We start from the raw sequence: 16,057 nt of genomic DNA on the forward strand, positions 1-16,057 counted from the left end.
CCGTCAGCTTCCCGTGAACGGCGGCGGTTCGGTCGATCCCGGGCCAATCGAGCGTTGCACCATGACCGTGTCGGACCAGCGGCCATGACGAAAGGCGACGCCGGGCAGGAAGGCGACCCTGGCGAAGCCGAAATTGGTGTGCAGCGCCAGCGACGCGGTGTTGTCCGCATCGACATAGCCGATCATCTGCCGGTAGCCGGCGGCGGCGCAGGCATCGACCAGCGCCTGCAGTAGCTTCCGGCCGATGCCGCGGCCCATATGGTCGTGATGGATGTAGATCGAATGCTTGGCGGTGTAGCGATAGGCCGGCCGCTTGCGGAACAGCACGGCATAGGCATAGCCCACCACCGTATCGCTGGAGGTCGCCACGACGTGCGGCAGGCGGCGGGTGCGCATGTTCTTGCGCCGCTCGCGCAGATCGTCCGGCTCGGGCGCGCCGGTGTCGATCACGCCCGGCTCGATGCCGCGCCGGATGTGATGGCGATAGATCGCCAGCATGGCGTCGACGTCGCCGTCGCGCGACGGGCGGACGAGGATCGGTTGGCTGTCGGTCTGGAGGGCTTCCATCCCCGACGACTTATTCGGAGACCATGTAGGTGTAAAGCCGGACGCGGCCGTCCGCGTCGGTTTCGCGGTAGACGCCCTGGATCTCGACATCGAAGCCCGGGAAGGTGTTGAAGCACTTCTCGAACATCAGCAGGTAGTCGATCATCGGCTGTGCCCGCTCGGTGAGCCGCTCGCCCGGCACGATGGTGGCGATGCCCGGCGGATAGACCACGAACGGCGTGGTGGCGATGCGGCCGGCGATCCGGTCGATCGGCAGGTAGTCGACGTCGTTGCGCGTCAGGGCGGTGGCCGCGTCGCGCGGCGACATCGCGATCTCCGGCAGGTGCTCGGCCGCGAACTGCCGGGCCTGCAGGGCGCTGACATTGGCCTCGCGGAAGAACCTGTGCATGTTGGCGCAGAGGTCGCGCAGGCGCACGCCGGCGTAGCGGCCCTGCCGGCGCCGGAAGAACTCGGGGATGGCCTCCTCGAGCGGGGCGTTGTCGTCGTGCAGCTTCTTGAAGGCGACCAGGCCGCTCACCAGCGTGCCGGCCTTGCTGGCCTCGACGCCGGGGGTCAGCAGGAAGAGCAGGGAGTTGAGGTCGTTCTTCTCCGCCACGATGCGGTTCTCGCGCAGGTACTGCGCGACCACCGGCGCCGGGATGCCGTGCTCGGCATAGGCGCCGGTGGCGCGGTCGAAGCCCGGCGTCAGCAGCGTGAGCTTGTTGGGATCGGTCATCGCGAAGCCCGCTTCCATGCCGTCGAAGCCGTGCCAGCGCGCGTCGGGCGCGAGCTGCCAGTAGCGCGGGTCGGAGGCGAGCTGGTCGGTGCTGACCGATTCCCAGGCCACGTCGTGGACTGCGCCGGCGCGGCCGGCGTCGGGGATGGCGATGCGGTCGGGCACGAACGGCTCGAAGAACCAGCCGCGCTCGGGCCGCGACTCCTGCTCCTCGAACTCGCGGCGGATGGCGCGGATCTTCTTGCGCAGCTCGATGCCGAGCCGGATCGTGTCGTCCCACAGCACCTCGCCCGAGCGGCCCTTCATCATCTGCGCCCCGACGTCGAGCGAGGCGAACAGCGGATAGAACGGCGAGGTCGAGGCGTACTGCATGAAGCTCTCGTTGAAGCGCCGATGCCCGACATGGCGCTTCTGGCCCTTGATGTGGCTGTCCTTGATGTGGATCTGCGAGGCCTGGCTGAAGCTCGCGAGCTGCTTGTGGGTCGACTGGGTGGCGATGACGCCCGGCGCCTCGGGGCCGAGATTGGCGAGGCCCATCGAGAAGCGCTGGGCGTAGATCGGATGGAACTTCATGAAGCCCGCCCAGGCCTCGTCGAACAGGATGTAGTCGCAGAGGGGACCGATCCGCTTCAGGATCATCTCGGCGCTGTGGATGCTGCCGTCGTAGGTGCACTGCTCGATCACGGCGACGCGGAACGGCCGGGGCTTGCGCCACAGCTCGGGATCCTCGACCAGCGGATGGCTCCTGATGCGCTCGCGCAACGCGGTCTCGTCGAGCGCGTCCCAGCGCATCGGGCCGATCAGGCCCCAGGCATTGCGCGTGGTCGGGATATAGACCGGGATGCCGCCGTTGATCAGCAGCGCGCCGTGGTGCGCCGCCTTGTGGTTGTTGCGGTCGAACAGGACGAGATCGCCGTCGGTGACCAGGGCGCCCAGCGCCACCTTGTTGGAGGTCGAGGTGCCGTTCAGCACGAAGTAGGTCTTCTCGGCGCCGAAGATCTTGGCCGCTTCCTTCTGGGCGGCGAGGGCCGGGCCCTCGTGGGTCAGCAAATCACCGAGATCCAGGACGGAGTTGTCGAGATCGTCGCGGAACACCGCCTCGCCGAGATGCTCGACGAACACCCGGCCGATCGGGCTGCGATTGTAGAACATGCCGCCGTTGTGGCCGGGGCAGGTCCAGAGCTGGTTGCCCTCCTCGGCGTAGTCGACCAGCGTGCCGAAGAACGGCGTCTTGAGCGTATCGGCGTACTTCTTGAGGCGGCTGATCAGGTTGCGGGCGATGAAGGCCGGCGTCTCCTCCGACAGGAAGATGTAGCCGTCGATGAAGTCGAGCACCTCGACCGGGATGTCCTCGAAGCGCTGGCGGCGGATCAGCAGCACGACCGGCAGGTCGAGGCCGCGGCGCCGCATCAGGTTGATCAGCGCGGCGGCGCGTCCCTCCAGGCCCTTGCGGCTCCAGTCGACCACCATGCAGCCGATCGCGGCGTCGGTCTGGACGGCGATCTCGGCGTCCTCGAGCTTGCGCGCCTTGACGACCTCGAAGCCCGACCGCTCGATCTCCTGCACGATCTGGTTCAGCCGCACGCCTTCGAGGTTGTCGACATCGAAGCTGGGCATCGCGAACAGGAAGTTGAACCGCCGAAAATAATCCATGCCTGCCTCCTGGCCCGAGGTGTCGGCGCATTCCATGACAGCGCTGTTACGTCGGGCCGATCCGGTTCAAACTACAACATGACAACGCGCTTCACCTGCCGGCGGGCAACAGCGGTCGATGCCGACGCCATCGCGGCGGTGTTGTCGCCGTCCTTCCGGCTGCTCACCTTCCTGCCGATACTGCACACTGTCGAGGAAGACCGCGGCTTCATCGCCAACGTCGTCCTGAAGGAATGCGAGGTCACGGTGGCCGAGAACGCGGGCCGCATCGCCTCGTTCCTGGCCCGCGATGGCGAGGAGCTCCGCCTGCTCTACACCCATCCGGAGTTCATCGGCGCGGGCGCCGGAAGCCTGCTGCTGGACGGCGCCAAGGCCGCGGCCGCCGCGCTGGAATTGTGGTGCTTCCAGGCCAACACCGGTGCCCGCCGCTTCTACGAACGGCACGGGTTCCGCGCGATCCGCTTCACCGACGGCCGGGACAACGAAGAGAAGATGCCCGACGTGCGCTACCGCTGGCAGCGCTAGAGCGACTGCCCGCCGGGGATGCCGGGAGTCCACGAGAGTCCACAAGAGTCCACACTTGCGTGGACCGGTCCGATGCCGATGCCATCGGCATTTTCGGCCCGGAGTCCACGAATCCACCGACCCCCGGGGGCCCCTGAAAAAACGCTCTGTCCAGAGTCCCGGCAGGGCCGCGCTCAGGCAGCGGGCGGCCCATGCGGGAATGGTCGTGACGTAGTGCATCATCATGCGCGCCACCCTGCCTCAGGACGCGCCGAACACCTATTATGGGCAATGGAACGCGCGAATCCTTAAGCAAACGCAGGCGAATCGACCGTTCCATTGCCCATAATGACGTCGCCCGCGAGCGCGAAATGCGGGCCGTCGAGGCGCGCGGCCGCGTTTTCCCTGCAAATCGGAGCTCGACGCACGGGAAATTTAAACCGGCCCGAAAAGAAAATTATTGGGCGAGGTATCCGGGTCTAGGCCGCGCCGGTATCCATCACGTCGGTGTCCGAATCGTCGGCCGGCGGCTGGGCGAGCGGGTCGACCAGGGCGACGAAGCGGTGCACCCCGCCGACCACCGTGCGCTTCACCCGGGCCCGGGTCTCGAGGCAATGGAGATGAGCCAGTGTCTCGCCGAAGGCGAAGACGACCTGGTTGTTGTCGAGATGGCGCGGGAACAGCACCGGCACCATGTCCCAGCCGGTGGCACCCTCGGCGCCGCGGCGGGCGATCGCCGTCGTCATGTCGTTGAGGCGGGCATCGTGGTGGGCCACGAGCTGGTCGAGGCGGGTGTGCAGGCCGACGAAGGGGAAGCCGTGGCTCGGCAGCACCAGCGCGTCGGCCGGCAGGCGGCGGAAGCGCGAGAAGCCGTCGAGGAACCAGGTCAGCGCATCGGCCAATGGCTCATTGGGCCACACGCCGACATTGGTGCTGATCTTGGGCAGCACCTGGTCGCCCGCGATCAGCACGTTGAGCTCGGGGCACCACAGCGAGGCGTGCTCGGGCGCATGGCCGCGGCCGACGATGACGTCCCAGCGATGGCCGCCGATGGTGATCGGATGGGCATGGATCAGCCGCTGGAAGGCGGTGGGCAGCGGCACCACGCCCTTGGCGTAGCCGCCCTTGTGGCGGTGGAACAGCCCGATCTTGTCGGCCGGCACGCCGTTGCGCGCGAGGTGCGCGCCGCGCACGCTCTCGTTCTCGATGAAGTCGTTGCGCGCGGCGATGGCGCTCATGTACTCGCCCAGCGTCATGTAGAGCGGCGCGTTCCAGCGCTCGCACAGCCAGCCGGCCAAACCGATATGGTCGGGATGCAGGTGGGTGCCGATCACCCGGCGTACTGGCCGGCCGTCGAGCTGCTCGGCGAAGATCTTGTCCCACAGCTCGCGGGTCGGCTCGGAGTTGATGCCGGTGTCGACGATCGTCCAGCCGTCCTTCTCGTCGATCAGCCACAGATTGATGTGGTTGAGCTGGAAGGGCAGCGGCATGCGCAGCCAGTAGATGCCGGGCGCGACGTTCTTGATCGTGCCGGGCTCCGGCACCTCGCCGCTAGGAAAGCGCAGTTGCGCCAGCAGGCGCTGCGAAAGGTCGGGTGAATCGGGCATGGCCGGAGTCTAGGCCGGGTCGCCCGAGCCTGTCACTTCTGCGAACCGACTGCCCGCCATGCGATATCGCGTCGGCAAAAGCCCTCGGGCCAATCGATCAGGTCCACGGCGCGGTACGCCCGCGCGCGGGCTTCCTGCACGGTGGGCGCCATCGCCGTCACGTTCAGCACGCGCCCGCCATTGGCGAGGATGCGGTTGCCGTCGGCCCGGGTGCCGGCGTGGAAGATCTGCACGCCGGGGACCTTCGACGCGGCCTCCAGCCCGCGGATTTCGCTGCCCTTGGGATAGGAGTCGGGATAGCCCCTGGTCGCGAGGATCACCGTCAGCGCGGTCTCGTCGGTCCAGCGCAGGTCGAAATGCTTCAGCCCGCCGTCGGCACAGGCGATCAGCGCCGGCACGATGTCGGACTTCAGCCGCATCATCATCACCTGGGCTTCGGGATCGCCGAAGCGGCAATTGTACTCGACCAATCGCGGGCCGTTCTTGCCGATCATCAGCCCGGCATAGAGCACTCCTTTGAACGGCGTGCCTTCTTCCTTCAGTGCCTTGACCGTCGGCAGGATGATCTCGCGCATCGAGCGGTCGAACATCGCCGGGTCGAGGATCGGCACGGGCGAGTAGGCGCCCATGCCGCCGGTATTGGGCCCCTTGTCGTTGTCGAAGGCGCGCTTGTGGTCCTGCGCTCCGACCAGCGGCAGGACATGCTCGCCGTCGGAGAGCGCGAACAGGCTGACCTCCTCGCCATCCATGAACTCCTCGACCACGATCGAGGCGCCCGAAGCGCCGAAGCGGTTGCCCTCCAGCATGTCGCGCGCGGCGGCGACCGCCTGCTCGACCGTCTCGGCCACGATCACGCCCTTGCCGGCGGCGAGGCCGTCGGCCTTCACCACGATCGGCGCGCCTTGCTTCCTGATGTAGGCCTCCGCCTTGGCGGCGTCGGTGAAGCGCTCGTAGGCGGCGGTTGGGATGTGGTGCCTGCGGCAGAGTTCCTTGGTGAAGCTCTTGGAGCCTTCGAGCTGGGCCGCCGCCTTGGAAGGGCCGAACACCTTGATGCCGGCGGCAGTGAAGCCATCGGCCATGCCGGCGACCAGCGGCGCGTCCGGCCCGATCACCACGAAATCGATCTTCAGGCGCTCAGCCAGCGCCACCTGGCCGGGGATGTCCTCCGCCCCGACCTCGACGCATTCGGCCACTTCGGCGATGCCGGCATTGCCGGGGGCGCAGTATAATTTTGTGCACAGGGGGGACGCGGAAATCGCCCAACAGAGCGCGTGCTCGCGGCCGCCGCCGCCCACCACCAGGATTCGCATGTCAGGGCTTTGACCACAGTTTGCGCGGGTCATACAAGCCGCTAGGCTTGCCTCAACAATGGATAACCTCGAACCCCCTTCGGGACCGCCAAGCAACGTCCCCGAATTCTCCGTTTCCGAGCTGTCGTCCGCGCTGAAGCGCCAGCTCGAGGGCGCGTTCCCGCGCGTCCGGGTGCGGGGCGAGATCAGCCAGCCCAGCTTCCCGCGCTCCGGCCACTGCTATTTCCGGCTCAAGGACGAGAACGCCGTGATCGACGCGGTGTGCTGGAAGACCACGCTGCCGCGGCTCGGCATCAAGGTCGAGGAAGGCATGGAGGTGATCGCCACCGGCAAGATCACCACCTATGCCGGCTCGTCGCGTTACCAGATCATCATCGACCGGCTGGAGCTGGCCGGGGAAGGCGCGCTGCTCAAGCTGCTCGAGGACCGCCGCAAGAAGCTCGCCGCCGAGGGCCTGTTCGATCTCGATCGCAAGCGGCCGCTGCCGTTCCTGCCCGAGGTGATCGGCGTCGTGACCTCGCCGTCCGGGGCGGTGATCCGCGACATCCTGCATCGCCTCAGCGACCGCTTTCCGCGCCGCGTGCTGGTCTGGCCGGTGTCGGTGCAGGGCGAGCGGGCAGCCGGCGAGGTCGCGGCGGCGATCGCCGGATTCAACCGGCTGCCCGAGGATGGCCCGGTGCCGCGGCCGCAGGTGCTGATCGTGGCGCGCGGCGGCGGCAGCCTGGAGGACCTGTGGGCCTTCAACGAGGAAGTCGTGGTGCGCGCCGCCGCGGCCTCGACCATCCCGCTGATCTCCGCGGTCGGCCACGAGACCGACACGACCCTGATCGACTTCGCCTCCGACCGCCGCGCGCCGACGCCGACCGCGGCGGCCGAGATGGCCGTGCCGGTGCGCGCCGACCTGGTCGCCGAGGTGCTGGACTACGGCCAGCGCACCATGGCCTGCCTGAACCGCGCCCTGCGCGAGGCCGCGACCGAGCTGGCGGGCCTGGCGCGCGGCCTCGGCGATCCGCGCCGGCTGATCGAGGAGCGCCAGCAGCGGCTCGATGTCAGCGGCGAACGGCTCGCCCTCGCCACCCGTGCGCTGGTCGAGCGGCGCGGACACGAGCTCGAACGGGCGCGGCTCACCAGCCCGATCGCCGTCATCAATGCCAAGGAGCAGTTGCTCGCCAGCGAAGGCCGCGCGCTCGACGGCGCGATGCGGCACTTCAAGGCCGACGCTTTGCAGAAATATGCGCGAGCCTTCGACCGGTTGGAGCAATTCGGCGAGCGGCTGAAGCGGCATTCGGACGATCTGATGCTGCACGGCCAGCGCCAGGTCGAGCAGTTGGGCAAGCTGCTCGAAAGCTACTCGTTCCATTCGGTGCTGAACCGCGGATTCGCGCTGGTGCGCGACCAGGACGGCCATCCGGTGCTGTCGGCTGCCGATGTCCAGGCCGGCGACGCGATCGGCATCGAGTTCGGCGACGGCGAGGTGCGCGCCAAGGTGAGCGACGGCACCACGGGTGCACGGCCCGCTCCGGCGTCACGCAAGCGCGAGCCGGGCAGCGGCAGCAGCGGCGGTAATCAAGGCTCTTTGTTGTAAGGGGGAAACCATGACGACGGCGGCGCTCTCGGCCGAGACCGTGAAGAACTTCCTGTATGCGAGCACGGCCACGATCTCGATGCAGATGCTGAAGCGCGGCTTCCGCAACTGCGCGATCGGCGGCATCAAGCCGCTGAACCCGAAGGCGACGCGGTTGGTCGGTCCGGCCTACACGCTGCGCTACATTCCGGGCCGCGAGGATCTCGACAAGCCGCCGACGCCGGCCGATCCGCCTTCTGCGCAACGCAAGGCGATCGAGGAGACGCCGGCCGGCCACGTGCTGGTGGTCGCCACCGAGGGCAACACGCGGTCGGGCACGCTGGGCGATATCCTGGCGCTCAGGCTCAAGGTGCGCGGTGTGGCAGGCGTGCTCTCCGACGGCGCGATGCGCGACACGCCGGTGATCGGCAAGATGGACTGGCCGGTCTATTCGACCGCGGCCGCGGCGCCGCCCAGCATGGCCAACCTGCATCCCGTCGAGGTGCAGACGCCGGTCGGCATCTGCGGCGTGCCGGTCTATCCCGGCGACGTGATCGTGGCCGACGAGGACGGCGCCATCGTGGTGCCGCGGCACCTTGCCGACGAGGTGGCGCGCGATTCCTTCGAGCAGGAGCGGCTGGAGAAGTTCGTCGCCATCCGCATCGGCCAGGGCCGCGAGATCCCGGGCGTCTATCCACCCAACGACCAGACCAAGGCCGACTACGCGGCCTGGATCAAGGCCGGCGAGCCGGCGGAGTGGCCCAAGTAATGCGTTTCGCGACAGTCGAGTATCAGGGCAAGACCTTCGTCGCTGCGGTCGACAAGGCGGGCGAGATGGTCACGCCCGTGTCGGTCGGCGACATCAACGATCTGTTCCGCGGCCAGCGCGGCGAGCCGAAGGGGCAGGCGATCGCCCTCTCTGCGGTGAAGCTCAAGGCACCGGTGCCGCTGCCTTTGCGCAACATCATGTGCGTCGGCAAGAACTACCACGAGCACGCCAAGGAGTTCTCGGCGTCGGGCTTCGACTCGAGCTCGACCGGTGCGGCGGACGCGATCCCGACGGCGCCGATCATCTTCACCAAGGTGCCGCAGTCGGTGATCGGGCCGGACGAGCCGATCCGCTATCCGACTGGCGTCAGCGACCAGCTCGACTACGAGGCCGAGCTGGCGGTGATCGTCGGCACGGGCGGGCGCGGCATCTCGAAGGCCGAGGCTCTGAAGCATGTCTGGGGCTACACCATCGTCAACGACGTGACGGCGCGCGACCTGCAGGGCCGCCACAAGCAATGGTTCCTCGGCAAGTCGATGGACACCTTCGCGCCGATGGGCCCATGGGCAGTGACCGCCGACGAGGTCGATCTCGCTTCGGCCGGCATCCGCTGCTGGGTCAATGGCGAGCTGCGCCAGAACGCCAAGATCGCCGACCTGATCTTCGACATCCCGACCCTGATCGAGACGATATCGGCTGGCATGACGTTGTTGCCGGGCGACATCATCGCCACCGGCACGCCGGCGGGCGTCGGCATCGGCTTCAAGCCGCCCAGGTTCCTGAAGAAGGGCGATGTCGTCGCGATGGAGGTCGACGGCATCGGCCGGCTGACCAATCAGGTGGGCTGAGCCCGCCAGTTCCGCAATGTCCCGCTCGCCAGCAGGACGCCCAGGGTAATGATGGCGATGCCGGCCCGGTCGGTAAGGCGCGGCGTCTCCCCCAGGACGACGATCGCCAGCAGGGTTGCGGCGACCGGCCCGAAGGCCACGAAGGCGCCGGCACTGGTCGCCCCGAGCAGCGCCACGCCGCGGCTGTAGAGCAGCATCGACACCACGGCGACGAGCACACCCTGGCAGACGCCCTGCAACACGAGGTCGCGCACGGGGGCGGCGAGCAGGCGGTCGCCGCGAAAGAACAGGTAGACCGGCACGTACAGGACCAGCGACGCGACCGCAGCGATCGCCGGCGCGTGCAGGCCCTCGAGATGCGCCTTGCGCAGCGCCACGGTGTAGCCCGCCCAGATGAAGGCGGCGGCGACGAAGAAGGCGTGGCCGATGCTCTCGCGGCTGGCCAGCGCCGCCAGGGTGACGCCGGCGATGACCAGCGCGCCGGCGACGATCAGCGCGAAGCCCAGCAGGTGTGCGGCCGTCAGCCGTTCCTTGAGCACGACCGCCGCCACCAGGCCGACGGTGAGCGGCACCATGCCCTGGGTGATGGCGCTGGCATGCGAGACCGGCGCATAGACCAGGCCGGCGCCGACCAGCAGCGCGAACGGCGCGCCGCCGCCCAGTGCGATCGCCACGAGGCCCTGCCAGCCCAGGCGGTCGAGCGCCAAGCCGCGCTTCCACAGCACGGGCAGCAGCAGGAAGCCGGCGACGCCGAAGCGCAGCGTGGCGAGGTCCTGGACGTCGAGGCTGCTCGAGGTCAGGCCGAGGCGGATGACGACATACCAGCCCGACCACAGGATGACGGTGCCGATGATGCAGAGCGCGCCGAGCGCGAAGCGGGAAGACATCGCGCCATCATAACAGCGTGCCTGCGCTCAGCGATTGATGTCCTTGAGGTCGCCGTAGGGCTTGGTGATCAGCTCGAGCAGATGGCCGTTGGGGTCGTCGAAATAGACGCCGCGGCCGCCCCAGTGGCGGTTGATCTCGCCGGGACGGTCCTTGTGCGGATCGGCCCAGTAGGTGAGGCCGGCCTTCTGGATGCGGCCGAACGCGGCGTCGAACTCCGCGTCGGTCACGAGGAAGGCATAGTGCTGCATGCGCACCGTGCTCTCGCCGTCGACGAAGTCCATGGTGACGCCGTTGCCGGTGCGAATCGGTATGAACGGTCCCCATTCGGCGCCGACCGCCACGTCCAGTATGTCGGCCAGGAACCTGGCCGAGGCATGCTTGTCCTTCGACCAAACGATGAGATGGTTGAGCTCGGCCATGGTCGCCTCCTCATCCTGAATCTGGGCGCCTGGCCCGGCCGGTTCAAGGCTATGGCCGCTCGTAAACCACCACGGCGTTCAGGGTCCAGGCCTCGCGGCCTTCGGCGTTGAGCTGCCAGCCGCGCACGATGATCGCCTGCGACGGGGTATCGGCGGTGAAGGTCCCGAGCACGTAGGAGGGGCTGCCTTCCAGGACGCGCCTGGAGAAGTGGCCCTGCCCGTCGCCGAAATCGACGGCGCGCTGGCGGCAGTCGGTGATGTCGCCGCCGCAGCCGTCGCGGCCGCGCATGTCGATGGCGAAGAGCTGCACGGCGTAGCGCTTGCCCGGCACGAGCCCGCGCAGGGTCAGCGTGCCCGAGCTGTCGCCGCCGCCTTCGGTGGCACCGCCGCTCAGCACCCGGTCGAAGGCGTCATTGCCCGAGCCCTTGAACGCAAACAGCCCCGCGTGATGGTCGCCGCCCTGAGTCAACTCGGCGACCTGGGCGCGGGCCCGCTGGAAGCGCACGACTGCCTTGTTGGCAAGCTTCACCTCGATATCGGCCAGCGGGCTGAAATGCACTGCAACCTGGACGCGCCCGAGGCCGAGCGTTTCCTCGGCAGTGGTGATGCGCACGGGCGCCGACCAGGTGATCGACGCCGCGGCCGCAGGCAACGACCACAGTAGCGCCAAGGCGGCGCACAACGCACTCTTGCGGAACATGGCGACGCCGACCCTAGACGATAGTCTAGCGGATGTCCTGCGAGGTCTGGGTGAACGGCCGGCGGAAGAAGGTCGTCCACATGAAGTTGAGGGCGTAGCGCAGGCCCATGCGCACGATGCCCTCCTTGGCGAGGCGGCGGCCGGACGAGTGGGCCCATTGGCGGAAGGTGAACTTGACGTCGCCGACGGCGGCCAGGCGGCAGGCGACGTCGGTGTCCTCGCCGTAGAAGGCGAAATCGCTGCTGTAGCCGCCGATCCGGGCCAGCGCGTCGCGCGACACGATGAAGTTGCCGCCCTGCAGCATCGAGCCGACGCGAAACACGAACCGGTTGAGGACGTAGAAGCCGTAGCCGATCACGTAGAAGCCGCGCACCGCGAGGGCCCCGGTGCGCGAGATGCCGCTGTAGACGTAGGGGCCGCTCAGCGCGACCAGCCGCGGATTGGCTGCGAACTCTGCCAGCACGCGGTCGAGCCATCCTTCGGGCAGCACGGTGTCGGCATCGATATTGGCGATCAGCCGGCCGCTCGCCGCGGTGAAGCCCGCCTGCCGTGCCCGTGCGAGCGACTTCACCGGCTCGTCGACGACACGCACGCCCACGAAAGACCGGGCGACGGCTGCGGTGGCGTCGGTGCTGGCGTTGTCGACCACGATGACCTCGCCCGCGCAGCCCACGCCGCGCAGCTCGGCGAGGATCGCCGTCAGGGTGGCCGGCAGCAGCCGTTCCTCGTTGAAGGCCGGCACCACGAAACTGATGGAGATGTCTTTTGGCTCGAGAGCCTCGCCGTCACGCATTGCGCATCAAGCCGTCACCTCTTGGGGAATCTTGGTGTCGGCTTGCTTGCTCCGGTGCGCCTCGATCTGCGCCAGGTTGGCGAAGAACTGGTCGGCGCAGGTTTGCCAGCTATAGGTCGCGGCCCGGCGGTGCCGCGCCGTCGGGTCGGGCAAGGTGACCGCCTCCAGGCAGGCGGTGCGCAGGTCCTCGTTCAGGCGGCCCAGGATCGGATCGGTGATGACGTCGACCGGCCCCGGCACCGGGAAGGCCGCGACCGGCAGGCCCGAGGCGAGCGCCTCGACCATGACGTTGCCGAAAGTGTCGGTGCGGCTGGGGAACACGAAGCAATCCGCCTGGGCGTAGCGGAAGGCCAGCTCCTCGTGATCGACCGAGCCGAAGAAGCGGGCGTCGGCGTATTTGCGCCGCAGCGGCGCCAGCAGCGGGCCGCCGCCCACCACCCACTTGGTGCCTGGCAGGTCGAGCTTGAGGAAGGCTTCGATGTTCTTCTCGACAGCGATGCGGCCGACATAGATCCAGATCGGCCGCGGATCGAGGTCCTGCTTCTCGGCCGCCGGACGGTAGAGGTCGAGGTCGATGCCGCGCGACCATGGCACGAGCTTGTTGCGGAAGCCGCGCTTGCGCAGCTCCTCGCGGATGCTCTCGGTCACGACCAGCATGCCGGACGAGGGCTTGTGGAACTTGCGCAGGATCGCGTAGGTCCAGCTCACCGGGATGCCGGAGCGGGCATGGACGTATTCGGGGAAGCGCGTGTGATAGGAGGTGGTGTACGGCCAGCCCTCGCTGAGGCAGATCGACCGGCCGGCCCAGCCCAGCGGCCCTTCGGTGATGATGTGGATGGCGTCGGGGCGGAAGTCCTTGAGGAATTTCCGCATCGCTTCCTTCGGGCCGATCGCCAGCCGGATCTCCGGGTAGGTCGGGCAGGGGACCGTGGTGAAGCGCTCCGGCCCGAAGACCTCGACGCGATGGCCGCGGCCGGTCAGCGCGCCGACGACCTTCGTAATCGTATGGACCACGCCGTTGATCTGTGGACGCCAGGCGTCGGAAACGATGGCGACGCGCAAGTCCAGGCTACTCCGCCGCCAGCCGCGCCGGCACGTAGGGGCGCATCATCGACTGCTCGCGCGCCGTCTCCTCGGCCCAGCGCACGATGCGGAGCCGGCCGTCGAAGTCCTCGACCAGGGCGGTGCAGCTCTCCACCCAGTCGCCGTCGTTGCAGTAGAGCACGCCGTCGATGGTGCGGATCTCGGCGTGATGGATGTGGCCGCACACCACGCCGTCGACGCCGCGGCGGCGCGCTTCGCTGGCCACCGCCTGCTCGTAGTTGGCGATGAACTGGACCGCGTTCTTGACCTTGTGCTTGAGGTAGGCCGATAGCGACCAGTAGCTGAGGCCGAGCTTGCGGCGGGCCCAGTTGAACGTCGTGTTGATGCGCAGCGCCGTGCTGTAGGCCCAGTCGCCCAGGATCGCGAGCCACTTGGCGTAGCGCACGATGCCGTCGAACTGGTCGCCGTGGATCACCAGCAGCTTCTTGCCGTCGGGCTGGACGTGGATCGCCTCTTCCTCGACAGCCACGTCGCCGAAGGTGAGCTGGCAATACTGCCGCGCCGCCTCGTCGTGGTTGCCGGGGACGTAGACAACGGTGGTGCCCTTGCGTGCCTTGCGCAGGATCTTCTGGACGACGTCGTTGTGGGCCTGCGGCCAGTACCACCAGCGCTTGAGCCGCCAGCCGTCGACGATGTCGCCCACCAGGTAAAGATATTCGGACTCGTTCTTCTTCAGGAAATCGAGCAGCATCTCGGCTTGGCAGCCGCGCGTGCCAAGATGGATGTCCGACAGGAAGATCGCGCGATGGCGGGCCGTGTGGTGGCGTTCGATGGCCGTCATGTGGATAACAACTCGACCGACACAAAATCTGTCGTGCGCGATTGCACGAACCTCAGCGGATTGTGTATGTCGGCCGTTGCGCGCTGGTGAATCGTAAATGACGCTTCGATGACATCGACACCTCCGAGAGCTGTTTTGGTGATCCGCAACCCGACGGCGGGCCGCCGCCGCCGCCGGCTGGTCGATGCCGTGGTGCAGCATGTGCGGTCGTCGGGCTGGACGGTCGACGTGGTCGATACCGGCGCCGTGGGCGATGCGCGGCGGCTGGCCGAGGCCTGCGACGCCGGCCGCTACGGCGTGATCGCCGTGGCCGGCGGCGACGGCACGATCAACGAGGTGGTGAACGGCCTGGCGCGGCGGTGCGGAACCGCACCACCGCTCGCCATCGTGCCGCTCGGCACCGCCAACGTGCTGGCGCACGAGCTCGGCGTCGATGCCCGCGCCGCCACGATCGCCCAGACCATCATCTCGGGCCGCGCCGTGCTGGTGCAGCCCGGCGAGGCGAGCGGGCCCTCGGAGAGCGGTGGCGACCCGCGCTGCTTCTCGCTGATGGCCGGCGCCGGCTTCGACGCTAAGGTGGTGGCCGGCGTCAGCACGTCGCTGAAGCGGCGGTTCGGCAAGGCCGCCTATGTCTGGCGCTCGCTGATCGAGACGCGCAAGTACCGACCGGTGCGCTACGCCGTCGAGATCGACGGCACGCGCTACGCGGCGGCGTCGGTGATCGTGACGCGCGGCCGCCACTATGCCGGCCCGTACGTCGTGGCGCCCAAGGCGCTGCTCAGCGACCCGCTGCTGCATGTCTGCCTGTTCGAGCGCTGGGGACGGCTGCACACGCTGCGCTTCGGGCTGGCGCTGCTGCTCGGCCGCCTGGCGCAGGCCGGCGGCTACCGCGTGGTCGCAGGACGCGACGTCCGGGTGTCGGTGCTGAACGATGCCGGCGAGGCGCGCCGCCAGCCGGTGCAGATCGACGGCGACGACGCGATGACGCTGCCGGTGTCGTTCAGCCTGTCGTCCGGCGCGGTGCGCCTGCTGCAACCGCTGTAGACGCGCACCGATACCGGCACGACACATATGTCGCGTTGGCTACGCGTTTGACGGAAATCAACGACGCGCGCCGCGCGAAAACAATGATGTGCCCCCCGGGGCACCAAACGGTGCCGGGCCGGCGGCGTCGCAGAGCTCCGAATGCCCCGTGCTCCTGCTCGAGCTCGCTTCGTGGGGAATCCAATGCCCAAGTCCTCTGTGCGATCGATGATCGCGCTCGCCGGCGTCGCGACCTTCTCGCTCCTGGCAACCGCCGCCAACGCGGCTGATCTCACCCGGGAAGACGAGATCGCGATCCGCGGCGACATCGTGACCGCCGATTCCAAGACCCGCATGATCGTGCTCGAGAGCCCCGAGCGCGACACGCTCGGCTATCGCGTGCTGCCGACCATGGGCGCGTCGTCGGCCGGCGACACCTTCCCGCGGCTGCGGCCAGGCGTCACCGTCGACATGCGCTACTACCGCATCGTCGACGTGCTGGTCGCCAAGAGCTCGCCCGAGGTCGACCAGAAGGCGCAGGCGATGCTGACCGATCCGGCGCAGGCGCCGGGCATCCTCGACACCGGCACCAAGGTCAAGCTCTGGAAGGTCCAGGGCATGGTGGTGCGCACCGATCTCGCCGCCAAGAAGATGGACGTCGTCGATCCCCAGGGCGGTATGATCTACAGGACGCCGTGGATCAAGTCGAAGGAAGGCCAGGCCGCGCTCGCCGCGCTCAAGCCCGGCGACATGGTGACCTGCATCTTCACCGAGCGCACCGCGTTCGAGGTCGTTCCGATCAACTGAGGATC

16 protein-coding genes are annotated in these 16,057 nt (G+C 68.2%); 6 read left to right on the forward strand and 10 right to left on the reverse strand.

Going from position 1 to position 16,057, the window contains the following annotated elements:
* Nucleotides 1–3: 3 nt before the first annotated feature.
* Both J0J01_RS13540 and J0J01_RS13545 read right to left on the reverse strand, forming a co-directional pair.
* Nucleotides 4–567 (reverse strand): GNAT family N-acetyltransferase, encoded by a 564-nt coding sequence (locus J0J01_RS13540; protein WP_296381376.1) that lies wholly within the window; start codon nucleotides 565–567, stop codon nucleotides 4–6.
* Nucleotides 568–577: 10 nt separating this feature from the next.
* Nucleotides 578–2,935, reverse strand: coding sequence for an Orn/Lys/Arg decarboxylase N-terminal domain-containing protein (locus J0J01_RS13545; RefSeq protein ID WP_296381379.1), 2,358 nt, complete (start codon nucleotides 2,933–2,935; stop codon nucleotides 578–580).
* Nucleotides 2,936–3,013: 78 nt separating this feature from the next.
* Between J0J01_RS13545 and J0J01_RS13550 the strand changes: the two genes are divergently transcribed.
* Entirely contained in the window at nucleotides 3,014–3,460 is a 447-nt protein-coding gene (locus tag J0J01_RS13550) for a GNAT family N-acetyltransferase (protein ID WP_296381381.1), read from the forward strand.
* Nucleotides 3,461–3,918: 458 nt separating this feature from the next.
* Here J0J01_RS13550 and J0J01_RS13555 read toward each other — a convergent pair whose 3' ends face one another.
* Together J0J01_RS13555 and purD are read right to left on the reverse strand one after the other, a co-directional pair.
* Nucleotides 3,919–5,046 carry an MBL fold metallo-hydrolase gene (locus J0J01_RS13555; RefSeq protein WP_296381383.1) on the reverse strand — a complete coding sequence of 376 codons (1,128 nt, stop codon included), beginning with the start codon at nucleotides 5,044–5,046 and terminating at the stop codon, nucleotides 3,919–3,921.
* Between the two features lie 32 nt (nucleotides 5,047–5,078).
* Nucleotides 5,079–6,356, reverse strand: a complete 1,278-nt coding sequence (purD, locus tag J0J01_RS13560; RefSeq protein ID WP_296381385.1) for a phosphoribosylamine--glycine ligase — start codon at nucleotides 6,354–6,356, stop codon at nucleotides 5,079–5,081.
* A gap of 58 nt (nucleotides 6,357–6,414) precedes the next feature.
* Between purD and xseA the strand changes: the two genes are divergently transcribed.
* Genes xseA through J0J01_RS13575 form a run of 3 tightly spaced genes read left to right on the forward strand, consistent with a single transcriptional unit; the run spans nucleotide 6,415 to nucleotide 9,537 of the window.
* Nucleotides 6,415–7,941: an exodeoxyribonuclease VII large subunit gene (gene xseA, locus J0J01_RS13565; RefSeq protein WP_296381387.1), complete on the forward strand. Its 1,527-nt coding sequence runs from the start codon at nucleotides 6,415–6,417 to the stop codon at nucleotides 7,939–7,941.
* A 10-nt stretch (nucleotides 7,942–7,951) separates the two neighbouring features.
* The gene (locus J0J01_RS13570; protein ID WP_296381389.1) at nucleotides 7,952–8,689 is read left to right on the forward strand and encodes a ribonuclease activity regulator RraA; all 738 of its coding nucleotides are present in this window, start codon (nucleotides 7,952–7,954) and stop codon (nucleotides 8,687–8,689) included.
* Nucleotides 8,689–9,537 (forward strand): fumarylacetoacetate hydrolase family protein, encoded by an 849-nt coding sequence (locus J0J01_RS13575; RefSeq protein WP_296381391.1) that lies wholly within the window; start codon nucleotides 8,689–8,691, stop codon nucleotides 9,535–9,537. Before J0J01_RS13570 ends, J0J01_RS13575 begins: the two co-directional genes overlap by 1 nt.
* On the opposite strand, the gene J0J01_RS13580 is transcribed toward J0J01_RS13575, so the two are convergent.
* From J0J01_RS13580 to J0J01_RS13605, 6 genes are read right to left on the reverse strand one after another with little or no spacing between them, the layout of a single operon-like run.
* Nucleotides 9,525–10,424, reverse strand: a complete 900-nt coding sequence (locus J0J01_RS13580; protein ID WP_296381393.1) for a DMT family transporter — start codon at nucleotides 10,422–10,424, stop codon at nucleotides 9,525–9,527. The genes J0J01_RS13575 and J0J01_RS13580 overlap by 13 nt on opposite strands.
* A 27-nt stretch (nucleotides 10,425–10,451) precedes the next feature.
* Nucleotides 10,452–10,844, reverse strand: a complete 393-nt coding sequence (locus J0J01_RS13585; RefSeq protein WP_296381395.1) for a VOC family protein — start codon at nucleotides 10,842–10,844, stop codon at nucleotides 10,452–10,454.
* A 49-nt stretch (nucleotides 10,845–10,893) separates the two neighbouring features.
* Nucleotides 10,894–11,544 (reverse strand): hypothetical protein, encoded by a 651-nt coding sequence (locus tag J0J01_RS13590; protein WP_296381397.1) that lies wholly within the window; start codon nucleotides 11,542–11,544, stop codon nucleotides 10,894–10,896.
* A gap of 25 nt (nucleotides 11,545–11,569) precedes the next feature.
* Nucleotides 11,570–12,337 carry a glycosyltransferase family 2 protein gene (locus tag J0J01_RS13595; protein WP_296381399.1) on the reverse strand — a complete coding sequence of 256 codons (768 nt, stop codon included), beginning with the start codon at nucleotides 12,335–12,337 and terminating at the stop codon, nucleotides 11,570–11,572.
* Nucleotides 12,338–12,343: 6 nt separating this feature from the next.
* Complete coding sequence (locus tag J0J01_RS13600) at nucleotides 12,344–13,399, reverse strand: glycosyltransferase family 1 protein (protein ID WP_296381401.1); 1,056 nt, start codon at nucleotides 13,397–13,399, stop codon at nucleotides 12,344–12,346.
* A gap of 7 nt (nucleotides 13,400–13,406) precedes the next feature.
* Nucleotides 13,407–14,222: a UDP-2,3-diacylglucosamine diphosphatase gene (locus tag J0J01_RS13605; protein ID WP_296381403.1), complete on the reverse strand. Its 816-nt coding sequence runs from the start codon at nucleotides 14,220–14,222 to the stop codon at nucleotides 13,407–13,409.
* Nucleotides 14,223–14,330: 108 nt separating this feature from the next.
* Between J0J01_RS13605 and J0J01_RS13610 the strand changes: the two genes are divergently transcribed.
* Both J0J01_RS13610 and J0J01_RS13615 read left to right on the forward strand, forming a co-directional pair.
* Nucleotides 14,331–15,266, forward strand: coding sequence for a diacylglycerol kinase family protein (locus J0J01_RS13610; protein ID WP_296381405.1), 936 nt, complete (start codon nucleotides 14,331–14,333; stop codon nucleotides 15,264–15,266).
* 183 nt (nucleotides 15,267–15,449) lie between these two features.
* Complete coding sequence (locus tag J0J01_RS13615; protein WP_296381406.1) at nucleotides 15,450–16,052, forward strand: hypothetical protein; 603 nt, start codon at nucleotides 15,450–15,452, stop codon at nucleotides 16,050–16,052.
* Nucleotides 16,053–16,057: the final 5 nt, after the last annotated feature.

This window comes from Reyranella sp., from assembly GCF_017305915.1.
In the GTDB taxonomy this organism is placed as follows: Bacteria; Pseudomonadota; Alphaproteobacteria; order Reyranellales; family Reyranellaceae; genus Reyranella.